16 protein-coding genes are annotated in these 16,361 nt (G+C 29.6%); 2 read left to right on the forward strand and 14 right to left on the reverse strand.

All coding sequences use genetic code 11. The features are described 5' to 3' along the window. Positions 1 to 109: 109 nt before the first annotated feature. Entirely contained in the window at positions 110 to 529 is a 420-nt protein-coding gene (locus GFJ99_RS01990) for a hypothetical protein (protein WP_162524024.1), read from the forward strand. Positions 530 to 538: 9 nt separating this feature from the next. Here GFJ99_RS01990 and GFJ99_RS01995 read toward each other — a convergent pair whose 3' ends face one another. The 8 genes from GFJ99_RS01995 to GFJ99_RS02030 all read right to left on the reverse strand — a co-directional run bounded on the left by GFJ99_RS01995 (position 539) and on the right by GFJ99_RS02030 (position 11,560). Next, entirely contained in the window at positions 539 to 1,150 is a 612-nt protein-coding gene (locus tag GFJ99_RS01995; protein WP_153207317.1) for a hypothetical protein, read from the reverse strand. 10 nt (positions 1,151 to 1,160) lie between these two features. Next, positions 1,161 to 2,630, reverse strand: coding sequence for an RNA polymerase factor sigma-54 (gene rpoN, locus GFJ99_RS02000; RefSeq protein WP_153207318.1), 1,470 nt, complete (start codon positions 2,628 to 2,630; stop codon positions 1,161 to 1,163). Positions 2,631 to 2,720: 90 nt separating this feature from the next. Then, entirely contained in the window at positions 2,721 to 4,166 is a 1,446-nt protein-coding gene (gene asnS / locus GFJ99_RS02005) for an asparagine--tRNA ligase (protein ID WP_153207319.1), read from the reverse strand. A gap of 120 nt (positions 4,167 to 4,286) precedes the next feature. Next, on the reverse strand, positions 4,287 to 6,701 hold the full coding sequence (locus tag GFJ99_RS02010) for an RND family transporter (protein WP_203228765.1): 2,415 nt from the start codon (positions 6,699 to 6,701) through the stop codon (positions 4,287 to 4,289). A gap of 75 nt (positions 6,702 to 6,776) precedes the next feature. Beyond that, a complete protein-coding gene (locus GFJ99_RS02015; RefSeq protein ID WP_153207320.1) occupies positions 6,777 to 9,260 on the reverse strand; it encodes a DUF5686 family protein in 2,484 nt (827 codons plus the stop codon). 66 nt (positions 9,261 to 9,326) lie between these two features. Continuing rightward, the gene (frr, locus tag GFJ99_RS02020; RefSeq protein ID WP_153207321.1) at positions 9,327 to 9,890 is read right to left on the reverse strand and encodes a ribosome recycling factor; all 564 of its coding nucleotides are present in this window, start codon (positions 9,888 to 9,890) and stop codon (positions 9,327 to 9,329) included. A 45-nt stretch (positions 9,891 to 9,935) separates the two neighbouring features. Further along, a complete protein-coding gene (pyrH, locus tag GFJ99_RS02025; RefSeq protein WP_008255838.1) occupies positions 9,936 to 10,643 on the reverse strand; it encodes a UMP kinase in 708 nt (235 codons plus the stop codon). A gap of 128 nt (positions 10,644 to 10,771) precedes the next feature. Beyond that, positions 10,772 to 11,560, reverse strand: a complete 789-nt coding sequence (locus GFJ99_RS02030; RefSeq protein ID WP_153207322.1) for a patatin-like phospholipase family protein — start codon at positions 11,558 to 11,560, stop codon at positions 10,772 to 10,774. A 55-nt stretch (positions 11,561 to 11,615) separates the two neighbouring features. On the opposite strand from GFJ99_RS02030, the gene GFJ99_RS02035 reads away from it, so the two are divergent. After that, on the forward strand, positions 11,616 to 12,221 hold the full coding sequence (locus GFJ99_RS02035; RefSeq protein ID WP_008255843.1) for a thioredoxin family protein: 606 nt from the start codon (positions 11,616 to 11,618) through the stop codon (positions 12,219 to 12,221). Positions 12,222 to 12,298: 77 nt separating this feature from the next. Here the strand turns inward: GFJ99_RS02035 and GFJ99_RS02040 are convergent, their stop codons facing one another. From GFJ99_RS02040 to GFJ99_RS02065, 6 genes are all read right to left on the reverse strand, one after another. Next, positions 12,299 to 12,916: a YiiX/YebB-like N1pC/P60 family cysteine hydrolase gene (locus GFJ99_RS02040; protein WP_153207323.1), complete on the reverse strand. Its 618-nt coding sequence runs from the start codon at positions 12,914 to 12,916 to the stop codon at positions 12,299 to 12,301. Position 12,917: 1 nt separating this feature from the next. After that, the gene (locus tag GFJ99_RS02045) at positions 12,918 to 13,547 is read right to left on the reverse strand and encodes a hypothetical protein (RefSeq protein ID WP_153207324.1); all 630 of its coding nucleotides are present in this window, start codon (positions 13,545 to 13,547) and stop codon (positions 12,918 to 12,920) included. Continuing rightward, positions 13,537 to 14,235, reverse strand: coding sequence for a tRNA pseudouridine(55) synthase TruB (gene truB / locus GFJ99_RS02050; RefSeq protein WP_153207325.1), 699 nt, complete (start codon positions 14,233 to 14,235; stop codon positions 13,537 to 13,539). Before truB ends, GFJ99_RS02045 begins: the two co-directional genes overlap by 11 nt. Then, positions 14,235 to 15,020: an undecaprenyl-diphosphate phosphatase gene (locus GFJ99_RS02055; RefSeq protein ID WP_008255852.1), complete on the reverse strand. Its 786-nt coding sequence runs from the start codon at positions 15,018 to 15,020 to the stop codon at positions 14,235 to 14,237. The genes truB and GFJ99_RS02055 overlap by 1 nt, the downstream gene beginning before the upstream one ends. Before the next feature lie 74 nt (positions 15,021 to 15,094). Next, on the reverse strand, positions 15,095 to 15,331 hold the full coding sequence (locus GFJ99_RS02060) for a DUF3098 domain-containing protein (RefSeq protein ID WP_008255857.1): 237 nt from the start codon (positions 15,329 to 15,331) through the stop codon (positions 15,095 to 15,097). A 47-nt stretch (positions 15,332 to 15,378) separates the two neighbouring features. Next, positions 15,379 to 16,254, reverse strand: a complete 876-nt coding sequence (locus GFJ99_RS02065) for an ABC transporter permease (RefSeq protein WP_153207326.1) — start codon at positions 16,252 to 16,254, stop codon at positions 15,379 to 15,381. Between the last annotated feature and the right edge of the window lie 107 nt (positions 16,255 to 16,361).

Below are 16,361 nucleotides of genomic sequence, written 5' to 3' on the forward strand. Positions count from 1 at the left end.
AATTTTTGGCTTTTTAATTGAAATTATGCTTGAAATCCCCGGAGCTTTATTTAGGTGGTTATATTTTGGTCGTAAAGAGTCATTTTCAAATTTCTTAAAAAGAAATAGTATGTATAATTACATATTTAGTTTTTTATTTATTATAACAATTATTTTGTCTATTAATTACTTTTATAATGCTAAATCTTTTGAAAATTGTCTTTTAGATATGAAATTTCAAAGAGAGAATGAAAGCCCTGGCCCTGACTTGATTACCTTTAAAATTTCAAGCAATGATATTGCTTTTGAAAATAATAAAGAAAAGTATGGACTTGTAGAAGTTGTTATTGATGAAAATAAATCCTTTAAAACTAAGGTGTTTGAAATAACCAAAGTTAAAAATAATGAATATGAATTAAAAGCACTTTCTCCTTATTTTAGTTTAATCAATCATTATTCAGATGATGAGGTGTATTCTTTCTTCAATATAGAAAGTTTTACTATTTATATTACTTTAGATACTAAGAAGTTTGTTTTTGTGAAGTGCTGATTAGTACTCCTATAACCAATACTGATACAAAAACACCTGTGGTACAGCTCCAATAATAATTCCTGCTATAAGTTCTATATAGGTATGAGCTTTCATATACAAACGTGATGAAGCCACTAATCCCATACAAACAATAAAAAAAGAAATAAGATTTACAAATGGCATTTGGTAATACATACTTAAGCCATAAATAAAGCACGTTAAAGCACTAATTCCAATCATGTGTAAACTAGCTTTAAATTTTAAAATAACGCTTGCTAACACAATTACACTGCTAAAAAATCCGCCTAAGAAAAAGAAATACAGTTCGGTAACGGTATCTTTAGAAACACTAAATTTTATTAATACAAATAATAAAATGGCTTGTACAGCAATTGGCATTTTTCTTTCGCTTATGCTGGCTTCTGTAAAAGAAGTTACAACGCCTAATGATCTAAATAAAAAATACATTGATATTGGTAACAACAATGTTAATATAGTTACTTGAACTAGTGTAACTATAATTTGAGAATTATAAAAAAAGGAATGGGTAATTAAAAAGTAAAATAAAGCACCATAAATTGAAACAAATATGGGATGAAAAATATAAGAAAAAACAGGTAATATTTTTTTTAAATCCATATTGTTGGCCTTAAATTTTCTTTCTCAAACGGGCAACAGGAATGTCTAATTGCTCTCGGTATTTCGCAATGGTTCTTCTTGCAATAGGATAACCTCGCTCTTTTAATATTTCGGCTAATTGATCATCTGGTAAAGGTTTCTTTTTGTCTTCTTCAGAAATTACTTGTTGTAAGATGTTTTTAATTTCGATAGTAGAAACTTCTTCTCCTTGATCATTAGTCATCGATTCGCTAAAGAATTCTTTAATTAATTTTGTTCCGTAAGGTGTATCAACATATTTACTATTTGCTACACGAGAAACGGTTGAAATGTCTAAACCAACCATGTCGGCAATATCTTTTAGAATCATTGGGCGAAGTTTGGTTTCTTCTCCGTCCAAAAAGTATTCTTGCTGATAAAACATAATCGCATTCATAGTCACATATAGTGTTTCTTGGCGCTGTTTTATAGCATCAATAAACCATTTTGCCGAATCTAATTTTTGTTTTATAAATTGAACGGCATCTTTTTGCGAACTCGATTTTTCAGAAGTGTCTTTATAACTCTGCAACATTTCCTGATAATCTTTAGAAACGTGCAATTCTGGTGCATTTCTTCCGTTTAACAAAAGTTCTAATTCGCCATCAACAATTCGAATCGTAAAATCGGGAACTATGTGTTCTATCATTTTTTGATTACCATCAAAACTGCCTCCTGGTTTTGGATTTAGTTTTTCAATTTCATCAATAGCTTTTCTTAATTGTTGCTGATTAACATCAAATTTTTGTAATAATTTATCGTAGTGTTTTTTGCTAAATGCATCAAACTGTTGATTAATTACGTTGATTGCTAGTGTAATTGAATCTGAAGGTGTTTTGTGTTTTAATTGCAATAATAAACATTCTTGTAAATCTCTTGCTCCCACACCAGCAGGTTCTAATTCTTGTACTAAATGTAATATTCGCTCTACTGTTGGTTCATCTGTATAAATACCTTGAGTAAAGGCCATGTCATCAACAATATCTTGAATAGTACGTCTGATATATCCCATATCATCAATACTGCCAACTAAAAATTCGGCAATATCGCGTTCGTCATCACTTAAAATAAAAGTATTAAGCTGATTTATTAAATCTTGATGAAAACTAACCGGAGCAGCAAATGGTAGTGACTTATCGTCATCGTCATCACTGTAATTATTGGTTTGATATTTGTAATCTGGAGTTTCGTCGTTGCTTAAATATTCATCAATGTTGATGTCTTGCGTGTCGATATGTTCATTATCGTAATCGTCGTAATCATCATCATTTGTATTTACTTCATAATCATCAGCTTCGTAATTATCTTCCTTACTACTTTCTTCCAAAGCAGGATTTTCAACTAATTCCTCTTGAAGACGTTGTTCAAAAGCTTGCGTAGGCAATTGAATTAACTTCATCAACTGAATTTGTTGAGGCGATAATTTTTGTGATAATTTGAATTGTAAACTGTGTTTAAGCATTTTTTTTATGTTTAAGAGTTTATAGTTTAAGAGTTTAGAAGAGATTCAAACCTTATAAACTCTTAACCTTTTAAACTTATAACCTAATTATTAGAATTCAGCATTCATTGGCGTTCTAGGAAAAGGAATTACGTCTCTAATATTTGTCATTCCTGTTACAAAAAGCACTAATCTTTCGAAACCTAACCCAAATCCTGAGTGAACAGCCGATCCAAATCGTCTAGTATCTAAATACCACCATAATTCTTCTTCGTCAATTCCTAAGGCTTTCATTTTTTCAACTAATACATCGTAACGCTCTTCTCTTTGAGAACCTCCAACAATTTCGCCAATACCTGGGAATAAAATATCCATGGCTCTAACTGTTTCTTTTCCTGGTTCTGTATTGTCGTTTAATCGCATGTAAAATGCTTTAATTTTTGCTGGATAATCAAATAAAATTACCGGACATTTGAAGTGTTTTTCAACTAAGAAACGTTCGTGCTCACTTTGTAAATCAGCACCCCATTCATTAATAATGTATTGGAATTTTTTCTTTTTATTTGGAGTCGAGTCTTTTAAAATATCAATAGCTTCCGTATAGGAGACGCGCTTAAAGTTGTTTTCTAAAACAAAATTTAATTTGTCTAATAAATTCATTTCGCTACGATCTGCTTGCGGTTTAGATTTTTCTTCGTCGATTAATCTTCCTTCTAAGAATTTTAAATCATCGCCACATTTTTCAACAGCATATTTGATAACATATTTAATAAAGTCTTCCGCTAAATCCATGTTATCCGCTAAATCATTAAAAGCAACTTCTGGTTCAATCATCCAAAATTCGGCTAAGTGACGAGAAGTATTCGAATTTTCTGCTCTAAATGTAGGTCCAAATGTATACACTTGTCCTAATGCCATAGCGTAAGTTTCTGCTTCTAATTGTCCTGAAACGGTAAGATTCGTTTCTTTTCCAAAGAAATCTTCTTTATAATTTACTTTGCCTTCTTCTGTTCTTGGAGTAGCATCAAATGGTAAAGCAGTTACTTTAAACATTTCTCCTGCTCCTTCAGCATCAGAACCTGTTATAATAGGAGTGTTTACATATACAAACCCTTTTTCTTGAAAATATTGGTGTACAGCAAATGACAGTACAGATCGCACTCTCATAATTGCACCAAAAGTATTAGTTCGCACACGTAAATGCGCATTTTCTCTTAAAAATTCTAAAGAGTGTTTTTTTGGTTGCATAGGAAATTTTTCCGCATCACTATCTCCTAAAACTTCTAATTTAGTAACTTGGATTTCTACATTTTGACCTGCACCACGACTTTCAGCTAAAGTTCCGGTAACACAAATTGCTGCTCCTGTAGTAATTCTTTTTAGAGTTTCTTCTGGTGTGTTTTCAAAATCTACAACGCACTGAATATTATGAATAGTTGAACCATCGTTCAACGCAATAAATTGATTGTTTCTAAATGTTCTAACCCAACCTTTTGTAGTTACTTCATGTACTATTTTTGTGCTGTTTAAAAGGTCTATGATTTTTGAGTGTTTCATTTCAATTATTTATTTTAAAATACAAACCTACATAAAATTTCAATATTTATATAGGACTTATTGGTTTAATATATGGTTCTTTCATTCCTTAGGCAAAGATAACACTAAAGAAAAAATATATTATTTTTCATTTGAATTATCTTCTTCAAGATCTTCTGCTAAGATATCTAAAGTAGGTTCAAGAAATTCTTTTTCATTAGCAATTGTTTTTTCTAATGATAGTAATAAAGCAGGTAGTAAAATTAGGTTTGATAACATAGCAAATAATAAAGTTGTGGCTACTAATCCTCCTAAAGCTACAGTTCCACCAAAACTAGAAAGTGTAAATACCGAGAATCCAAAAAACAAGACTACCGATGTATAAAACATGCTTATTCCGGCTTCTTTAACCGTGCTATGAACAGATCTTTTTATTTTCCAATTATTAGCTTTTAATTCTTGGCGATATTTGGCTAAAAAGTGAATGGTGTCATCAACTGAAATTCCGAATGCAATACTAAATACTAATATAGTTGATGGCTTAATTGGGATTCCAAAATACCCCATTAATCCGGCTGTCATTATTAAGGGTAATATGTTTGGCAATAACGATACAATTATCATTTTGAAAGATCGGAACATAAAGGCCATTAAAAAAGAAATTAATAAAATAGCAAATAATAAAGATTGAACTAAATTACCAATTAAATAGTGCGTTCCTTTTTCAAAAACATAAGCTTTACCAGTAATGGAAACGGTATAACGTTCTTTTGGAAAAATAAGATTTATTTTATCTTGTAATCTTTCCTCAATTTTTTTCATTTTATCTGTTCCAATATCTCTCATAAAAGTGGTAACACGAGCATACTGACCGGTGCTGTCAACATAGCTTTTTAGCATGTTTTCATTTCCTTTTTGAGTTGAGTTTTTTACATAAGTTAACACTAAAGCTTCTTCAAGTTTAGAATTTGGTAAATCATAAAAATCGGGATTTCCGTTATAAAAAGCCTGATTAGCATATTTTACTAAATTAACAACCGAAACGGGTTTAGATAATTCAGGGATTTCTTCTATAGTTTCTTGTAGTTCGTTTATTCGTTTTAATGTAACTGTTTTTAAAGCTCCTTTTGGTTTTTTAGTATCAATTACAATTTCTAATGGCATTACACCATTAAATTCTTTTTCGTAGAATATGATATCTTTGAAAAAAGGTGCTTTTTTAGGCATATCTTCAATAATACTTCCCGAAATTTTAATTTGGAAAATTCCAATTATCCCCAAAACTAAAATACAAATTGAAACTATAAAAATGGCAATTCTATGATGTCTGATTGTGTTTTCAATCCAATTTATAAACGATGCCATATAGTTTTTTCCTAAGTGCGCCAAGTGTTTCTCTTTTGGCATTGGCATGTAACTGTATGCAATAGGAATTATTAATAGACATAGTAAAAATAAAAAAACGATATTTAATGAAGCTACTACACCAAATTCTTTAAGCAGTTTGCTGTCAGTAAAAATAAAAGTACCAAAACCAGCTGCTGTAGTTAAATTGGTTAACAAAGTAGCATTTCCAACTTTAGAGATTACTCGTTTTAACGACTTGGCTTTATTACCATGGTTTTTAATTTCTTGTTGGTATTTATTAATAAGAAAAATACAGTTTGGAATACCAATTACAATTATTAATGGAGGAATAATTGCTGTTAACACTGTAATCTCATAATTTAAAAGTCCAAGTGTTCCAAAAGACCACATTACTCCAATAATTACAACAGTCATTGAAATTAATGTAGCGCGCATACTTCTAAAAAAGAAGAAAAACAACAAGGAAGTAATGGCTAAAGCAGCACCAACAAACAATCCAATTTCATCAATTATGCTTTTTGCATTTAATGTTCTAATATAAGGCATTCCAGAAACGCGAAGATCTAAGCCCGTTTCTTTTTCAAAGGCTGCAATTTTTTCGTTACTTAAATATTTTTCAATAAATTCTTTTCTTGCTTTTGTATTTACTATTTTTTTATCCATGTAAATAGCAAAACGAACAGCGCCACTTTCTTTATTAAAAAGCATGCCTTCATAGAAAGGTAAATTATTAAAAAACTCAGTTTTTTTCTGCTTTAAGTAAGGGTCTGAAATACTATCGTTATTAATAAAAGCAACAAGGTTGAATTTTTTATTAAGTGTGTCTTTGCGTAATACTTTTAAGTCATCTATAGACAATGTTAGCTCTACTGCTTTGTCTTTTTTAATTTCGGAGATGAATTTTTCCCAAGCTTTTATGTTTTTTTCGTTGAAGAATTTTTCGTCTTTAAAACCAAGAACAACTAAGTTGCCTTCTTCACCAAACTTATCTAAAAACGAATTATATTCAATGTTTACTTCGTGATCGTCAGGTAATAAGTTAGCTTCAGTAAAGGTAAAACGCATGTTTTTCCACTGAAAAGCCATAAAAACGGTAAAAAGTAGGACAAGAACTAATAAAAAAATTCGATTTCTTAAAATTCTACTGGCAATATAATCCCAAAAACTAGTGCTTAACCACTTTAACATTTCTCAAAAATTAGGGTGCAAAGGTAAGGAATATTGCTTAAAATATTGGTCCTGAGCGTAATTTTTACGTTAAATTTAAAATCCTAAATCTAAATAATAAGAAATTTTAATGGCTATATTGTCATCAAAATTGGCTAGTTGATTTGGTCCATAGCGGTAAAAAGCAACTAAACCAAATCCTTTAAAAATTTTATTACATTCAACACCGCTTTCAAAAAAACCATCTTCAAGAGTTTTGTAACCAATTCCAAGGTGTTGATTGTTCTTGTTGTTTGAACCTATTGCCATTCTGGTTACAACAGTAAATTCGGGATTAATTTTATAACCAAGGCGCACTTTATTAAAAGTGTGTTTTAATTGTAATGATGCGTATTTATCAGAGAAAAACTCGTTAAAGAACATTGTTTCAAAACTGTTTTTACCTGCAATTGTTATACGTTGTAAAATGGCATCACGATTTAAATTATTTGGAACAATACTGTATAAATGTGTTAATGGCACATCTCCAAAAGCAATACCGGTTTGCAATAATATAGAACTTTTTTGTCCTGACAAATAAGGCAATTCGTAATAGGTTTTAAAATCTATTTTAGAAAAAGTAAAGTCATTATCTAATACGTTTGGCAAAGCTTGGGTAAGTTGAAGTGAAAATTTTGGATGTTTTTTTTCATATTCAATTTTACCCATAGGTGTTTGCATATAATTACTAAAAGGATTCCATTGAAAAGCCAATTGTACTGCCGTAATAGTATAATTACTATACAATTTATCATCGTTTATAAAGGTATAATCAAAAAGTGGTTGAATTTGGTTATGAGAAATTCCAAAATAACTGGATGTTTTAGGTAAAAACTTACTCTCTACAAAAACAGAACTCATTTTGTTGTTGTAAAAAGTAGAAATATTTATGGGTCTAGGGTCATAGATTTTAAATCTTCGAGAATCAGTAACAAAATTGGTTTGAGCTATCTCACTAATGTCATCGATATAAGAGGCACTTATCCAGGTTTCAGATTTAGTTTCTAATAGGTAAGAAGGTGTAATTCCAAATTTAAATGCTTCATCTTTTAAACCATAAGCGCCATAAAAAGCGACTTTGTATTTTTCAGATAGTTTAGAATTAGTAACGGCGCCTAATCCTAATCTAAAACCTTCAAAATTATTATATTTTATAATACTTCTTAAATCGATGTCGAATATTGAAACAGGAAAGTAGCCGTTAATGATTTTTCTTCCTAAAAATAATTTGTGTTCTATTTTTTCAGAAAGCGATAAGCTATCTATTGAAGTATATGTTCTAAGTTTTCTTTTATCTAGTGAATCATTTTTAAAAATATTCCAGTAATCTTCTTCTTGTGATAAACTCGATTTAGGAACATCAATTTTTACCCTAGGTTTTGAAATGACAATAGATTTGTTTATTTCAATGTCAAAAGGAGTAGATTCTATTAAAACATAGGCTTGATCTGTTGCGTTTTTACTTTCCGTTAAATCTAAATCAGAACTAAATTTTATAGTACCTCCTAAAAGTTTAATGTCTTCATGATTGTTACCTTTAGACACTTTAAATTTTCTGTTTTTTGGAAACCAAATATCAATATCTTTTTTATAATCAAATGTATAAGTAGCATTGATATTTACAACGCCATAAATACGGAAATAAGCTTTACAAATAGCATAGTTTACGGTGTCTATATATAACAATCCTCTTAATCGATTTGTATTGAGTTTTTTAGGTTCAAAATAAATTCTATAAGCTATTCTTCCATCAATTGTAACGGTGTCTATTAATTTGTAATTATATAATTTTCGACCAAAATTAGAAATTGGATTTTGAACTGGAATTTCTAAAATTTCGAATGGATTTTCATATACGGAATATGAAATTAGTTTAAGTCCAAGATATTCATAAACAGGCTGTTTAAAACCTGCCATTCTTGATGCTAAAACCGTTTCTTTATTTTGAAATTGATTGTGCTGAATTAAATTTATTTTTTCTGTTTGATATAAATGCTGCTTTTCAGAAAATTTTTTGAATTTGTAATTCGTTGAATCCAATTTTATTATTGGTTTTCTGAATAGTCTTTTCTTATATATAGTGTCAATTTTTGATGCAATACTATCTGGATTTGCTGTTACTTGAAGATACTCATAGTTTTTATACTGAAAACTCGATAATCCTTTTTCGGGATCGTTTAATTTTCTGTTTTCAATTACTTTTTTTACAATGTTGTTTACATTGTTTTCTGTATAAATTTCAGCTTTTTTTTCGTTTAAGTCATTTACTAACTTAATTGTAATATTGAATTTTTTTGGTTGTGGATACGTTATTTTTTCATAATACCCTTTGAAGTTAACTTTTATAGGTAGTTTAAAATCGTTGACTTCTACTAAAAATTTCCCTTCCCAATCGGTATTGAATTTTGTATTGTTGTACGTAACGGAAGCAAATGCAATAGGAACTTTTGTATCAAAGTCTATAACTTGTCCTTTAATTTTGGTTTGCGCAACAAAACTGTTGGTAATAATTAAGCTCAAGAAAAGCCAAAAATATTTCATGAAGAGATTGATTTTGTACAAATATATTCAAAATAAAAAATCCCGAGTGTTAATCGGGACTTAAATTTATACTTTCATGATTTCAGCTTCTTTAACGGCTAAAAGTTCATCTATTTTCTTGATGAAAGAATCGGTTAATTTTTGAACGTCTTCTTCTGCTTTTTTACAAATATCTTCGGCAGTTCCTTCTTTTTCTTCCTTTTTAATATCAGAATTAGCATCTTTTCGGTGATTTCTAATTCCAATTTTTGCATCTTCAGCTTCTGATTTTGCTTGTTTTACCAAGTCGCGTCTTCTTTCTTCTGTTAATGCAGGAATATTGATAATGATATTATCTCCATTGTTCATTGGGTTTAATCCTAAATTAGCAATCATTATTGCTTTTTCAATAGGATGTAACATATTTTTTTCCCAAGGTGTAACTGTTAAAGTTCGTGCATCGGCAGCATTAATATTAGCAACTTGCGATAACGGAGTTTGAGATCCGTAATAATCTACAAAAACACCACCTAACATTTGAGGTGAAGCTTTTCCTGCTCTAATATTTAAAAATTCTTTCTCTAAATGCGCAACGGAACCTATCATAGCTTCTTTTGCACTGTCTAAAATAAAGTTAATTTCTTCTGTCATTGTATAAATTTTTTATTTTTCGAATTCTAAAATCTGAATTCTAAATTATATTGTAACCGTTGTTCCAATGGTTTCGCCATTACACACTTTTAATAAATTCCCATCTTTATTCATATCAAAAACTATAATAGGTAATTTATTTTCTTGACTTAAGGTAAAAGCTGTTGTGTCCATAACATTTAATCCTTTTGCTAGTACATCTTCAAATGAAATAAAATCAAATTTAACTGCATCTGCATTTTTTTCAGGATCAGAAGTATAAACACCATCAACACGAGTTCCTTTTAAAATTACATCAGCTCCAATTTCAACACCTCTTAAAACAGCGGCAGTATCGGTTGTAAAATAAGGATTTCCTGTTCCTGCACCAAAAATAACAATTCTTCCTTTTTCTAAATGACGAGTAGCTTTTCTTTTGATATAAGGTTCTGCTATTGCTTCAATTTTTAACGCTGTTTGTAAACGGGTTTGCATTCCTGCTTCTTCTAAAGCGCCTTGTAATGCCATTCCATTAATTATAGTGGCAAGCATTCCCATATAATCTCCTTGCACTCTGTCCATACCATTACTAGCACCTGCAACACCTCTAAAAATATTTCCACCGCCAATTACAATTGCAATTTCTACACCTTTATCATGAATTTGTTTTATTTCAGAGGCATACTCAGCTAAACGTTGCGGATCAATACCATATTGTCTTTCACCCATTAAAGCTTCGCCACTTAATTTTAGAAGAATTCTTTTGTACTTCATTTTTTGTGTTGTTTAATCTGATTTTATTCAGATATATGTTGTTATAGTTGTTTTTGAACTATTTTTTAAAAATATTCCGATGCAAATATAGTTAAATAGCTTTTTTCTAAAAAATATGTTTTTAACATTTATGAGCCTAAATTTTTAAAACTATTTTTTGCTTCATTATAGCCAATTTCAAATATCAAATCCATTTTAGATATATTGGTTTCAAATGTACTAAAATCTGCTAATTTTTTAGGTTCAATAATCCAGTCGCAATGATTGAATTTTTGCAAATTTGAATATGCAGTCAATAATTCAAGCGCTCTGTAGGTTACAGCTTTAATAGAATTTAGATTTTTTGCTTCAATATTTTGTAAAGGACTTACATAAACCCCAATAATAGATTCGCATTTTCCTTGCAATACATCTACAGGAAAATGATTTAAAATTCCACCATCGCTGTATAATTTTCCATTTATTACGTATGGCGAAATCATTCCAGGAACAGCTGTTGAAGCTAAAACGGCATCAACCACTTTGGTTTCTTGATTAAAAATTTTTAATTTTCCTTTAATCATATCGGTTGCTGTAATATATGTAGGAATTCTCAATTCGTTTAATTTTACTTCCCCAAATATTTCGCTAAAATATTCTTTAAATGAATCAGAATCTACAATACCGGCTTTTTTAAAAGTAAAATGTTTCCAATGAAAAAAGTAAATGGATTTAAAAAATTCTAAAATTTCTTGAGGCTCTTTGCCAAATGAATACATAGCACCAACAATTGCTCCAGCGCTCGAACCAGCAATGCAAGATGGTTTTAAGCCTTGTTCTGTTAAAAATTGTAATGCGCCTGCATGTGCAATTCCTTTTGATCCACCACCCGAAAGCGCTAAACCAGTTGATTTAGAAGTTAAATCGATATGTAACATAGCTTACATTTAATTGCCAAAATTAAAACTAAATTTGCATAATAAAGTTAACAAGATGATAAATACAATACAAAATGCATTAGAAAATAGTTTTTCTTATGCTAATTATAGAAAACATGTAGCTCAATTAATTGCAATTGGGCAATCTACAGGTCATACTCAATCAGAAAATTTGTTACATTTTTCAGAATTAAACGAAACACGAATGAATCGTTTAGAAAAAACAATTGCGATTATTGACGAAGTTAAATTTAAATTAGAGAATTTAGATAGAAATTATATTTGGTTGGTTATTGCAGAAGGTTGGTGTGGCGATGCGGCTCAGATTTTACCAATCATAAATAAAATGAGTGAAGTGTCTGAAAAAATTGACTTAAAAATTGTTTTACGTGACGATAATGATGCTTTAATGCAGCGTTTTTTAACGAATGGCGGAAAAGCAATTCCTAAATTGATTATGTTAGATGCTGAAAATTTAGAAATAATTTCAGATTGGGGTCCAAGACCAAAAGGAGCAAAGCAATTAATTTCTGATTATAAATTAGAACATGGCGTAATTGATGAAACAGCTAAAATAGAATTGCAAAAATGGTATTTACACGATAAAGGAATTTCAACTCAAAATGAAATTGTACAAATGCATGAGCAAGTTTTAAGTTGATTTTTTTTGGAACACAGATTATAGAAATTTAAGTAATTTTTAAAATTTCTTCAATCTGTGTTCCTAATATTGAAATTTTATTTTATTGTTCCAATAATATTCAATTTATCAGAAGTGGAAATTCCGCCTGGGTTACAACCTAATTGACCTTCCGGAATTTCCATTTTTAATTTTTCATAATACTCTGCCCAAACTTTAAAATATTCTTTTGATTTTGGTGACTTGAAAGTCATCGGATACAAATCAAATAATGGTTTTTTGTACGAATGCAAAAATGCATCAAAAATTAATTCCGAGCAGTAATATTTACCATTATTATATAGATATTCATCATCATAAGGAACACCAACTTGTTGTAACGAAAACACAATTGCTTCTGGAATATATTTTTGATATTTCCGTTTTAATCTTCCAACGAACATTTCTTCTGTTGTGTAGGTTTTAAAGGTTTCGTAAGGTGTAATTTTTACATTTTTTCCTGAAGCTTCTATAATAAGAATAGAGTCGTTTTTGATGTACACCATTCCTATATGACTAAAATCTTTTCCCTGATGACCTTCGGTAACTTCGTTAATAGCTTCGCAAAGAGGACCACAATTCATCGATTGAAATAAAAGATCACCTGTTTTTAGTTTTACATTTTGAGAAAAACCATAAAAAGAAAACCAAATTAAAAGTAAAATAATTTTTTTCATTTTAAAAAGATACTAAAGCAATTCCAATACTTATACTATATACTTCGTCTATATTATTTCTTAGTTTGTAACCATGATTGTTAATTTCAACAAATAAACTAATACCATCAGTGTTTTCTAATCCCAAACTAATTTTTTGATAGGTTCCCATTAAATCACCTCTACCAATTGCAAAAGATTTTCCAATTCCATATTGTAAAGTAATCCGCGTTTCTTCTCCAACTTTAGGACTTAATCTAAAGTTTGCATATAACGGAACAGCAACTAATTTGTCTGATCCTAGCCAGTCAATACCAGAAGTTACAGCAATTCCAAACCATTTATTATAGTGTACTCCATATCCAAATTTGGCCCCAATTCCATCGGGTAAAAACCAATAATCACTTCGGTTTCCATTAGCATCAATTTCTCCATAGGTTTTGTTTCCTCGAAGAGGAATTGTAACATCAAATTGCATGTAATTTCCACCATCGGCAGATTCACTTTCAGGAGATTCGTAAAATTTTTTTTCAGAAAATGATTTATTAGAAGCAGCTAAATGATTTGGAACAGCAATTAATGTGTCTTTTTTAGTTTGTGAAAAACTAAGTTGAAATAAAACAAAAAATAGAAATAAAATTTTATTTTTCATTTTGAAGCGATTTTTCAAAAGCATCAGGAGAAATTGCATTTTCAACATCATAATCGCCAATTTTTGTACGACGAAGTGCCGATAAATGCCCACCAGATTGTAATGCTAAACCAAAATCAAATGCTAAAGAACGAATATAAGTTCCTTTGCTACAAGTAACTCTAAAATCAACTTCAGGCAACTCTATTCTAGTAATTTCAAATTCATAAATTGTAGTTTTTCTTGCTAAAATTTCCACTTCAATTCCAGCACGAGCCGATTCATATAATCGCTTTCCGTCTTTTTTTATTGCAGAAAAAACAGGAGGTTTTTGGTCGATTTCGCCAATAAATTGTTTAGTATTTTCTAAAATTAATGCTTCGGAAATATGAGTTATTGGAAAGGTAGCATCAATTTCTGTTTCCAAATCATATGATGGAGTTGTAGCTCCAAGCACAATTGTTCCAGTATATTCTTTGGTTTGTGCCTGAATTTCGGTAATTCTTTTTGTAAATTTTCCGGTACAAATAATTAACAAACCAGTTGCTAATGGATCTAATGTTCCGGCATGACCAATTTTGAATTTTTTAGGAAGTTTCAATTCATTTATCAGCGCATACTTTAGTTTATTCACGGCTTGAAATGAACTCCATTTTAATGGTTTGTCTATCAGAATAACTTTGCCTTCTAAAATTTCTTCTGTCGTCATTAGATAATAGTTAATTTTTGAACAAAGAAATGAATTAGAAGAATCGCAATTCCGGCTACTATTCGGTAATAACCAAAAACTTTAAAACCGTATTTTGTTAAAAATCCAATGAATGATTTTATAGCAACTAAGGCAACAATAAATCCAACTACATTACCAATTATTAATAAATTAATTTGATCGTCTGAAAGCACAAATCCTTCTTTATTATAATCGTATATTTTTTTAACTGTAGCGCCAAGCATAGTAGGTATTGCTAAGAAAAAAGAAAACTCTGCAGCGGTAGTTCTGGATATTTTTTGCGACATACCGCCTACAATACTTGCACCACTTCTAGAAACACCAGGAATCATTGCTAAACATTGAAATAATCCAATTTTAAATGCGGTTAGGTATGAAATTTCGGTTCCTTCCTCGTTTCCAAACCATTCATCTACTTTTAAAAGTAAAATTCCCCCAATTACTAATGAAATAGCAACAGTAATAGGATTTTCTAATAAACTATCTATAAAATCATTAAGTAATAATCCAAATATTACCGCTGGAATAAAAGCTACAAATAATTTGAAATAAAAATCAAGCGATTGAAAGAAGCGTTTGAAATATAAAACAATTACTGAAAGAATGGTTCCTAATTGTATTACGATGGTAAAAAGTTTTGTAAAATCATCACTTGCAATTCCAAAAAAGGAAGAAGCAATAATCATATGTCCTGTTGAAGAAACGGGTAAAAATTCGGTTATTCCTTCAATTATAGCAAGAATAATAGCTTGAAGTGTATTCATTGTAATAATTAGTAATTAGTAAATAGTGACTAGTGATTAGCAAAACCAGCTTACTAATAACTGAATACCGAACACTATTTTTTAGGATTTTTTAAAATCGAATAAATTGTAATTCCAAATCCAATTAACACAACAGTTGGTGCTAAACGAATTCTTCTAAAATTAAAAATTTCTTCATTAAAAACATTAGGATCTTCGCTTCCTCCGCCACTCATTAAAATGAATCCAGTAGCAATTACAGCTAAACCAACTAAAAGAATTTTATAATTTACTTTATCAAAAAGAAATTCGGGCTTGTTATTATTTTCCATTTTTATTTTTTTTAATTCAATGAACACTATAAATTGTATACTGAAAATTAATATAAATCGTCTGTTTTTAAATTTAAGAAACGTTGTGTTGCAAAATACGTACTAATAGAAGTGATTATAATTCCAACTATAAAAACGCCCGAAACTACAATTCCAATAGCGACATAATCTTTTGCGATTCCTAAGCTTGGAAATTCTTTATCCACATAAAAAACCAATCCCAACAAAGATAAAATAGCCAAGGCAGAACCAACTAATCCTAGTTTAATGCTTGTCCAAATAAAAGGTTTTCTAATGAAAGACTTAGTAGCTCCTACCATTTGCATGGTTTTGATGGTAAATCGATGTGAATAAACAGATAAACGTAAAGAACTATTAATTAAAAGCATGGCAACAATTGTTAAAATGCCACTAATAATCAAAATCCAAAAACTAATTTCTTTTACATTATTGTTTACTAAATCAACCAATTGTTTGTCATAGATAATCTCAGAAACCATTTCGTTTTTACGAATAGTTCGTTCTATTTTTTTTATACTATCTGCAACAACATAATCTCCTTTTAAATGAATGTCGAAAGAATTTTGAAGAGGATTAAAACCTAAAAACTCCATAAAGTCTTTTCCCACAATATCGACATTGTTTTTTGCAGCACTATCTTTATGAACAAATGCATAGTTTTTTATAAACATAGAATTTTTAATTTCCACGTCAAATGCATTTAAGACGCTGTCGTTAGCTTCATTTTTAAAGAAAACAGTCATGGGAATATTTTCTTTAAAATCATTTGATATTTTTTTAGAATTTATAACGAATAAACCTAAAGTTCCCAATAGGAATAAAACTAAAAAAATACTTAAAACTACTGAAAAGTAAGACGAAATTAATCGTCGCTTGTTGTAATTTTCAAATGATGATGCCATAAAATTCTATTTAAGCTGTAAAAATAGTAAAGAAATTTTGTTTACATAGAATATAACAACAAAGTTTTAACTTTAGTATTATAAAATGTATTTTTGCACCTGATTTT

The organism is Flavobacterium sp. LMO6 (assembly GCF_009495795.1).
Taxonomy (GTDB): domain Bacteria; phylum Bacteroidota; class Bacteroidia; order Flavobacteriales; family Flavobacteriaceae; genus Flavobacterium.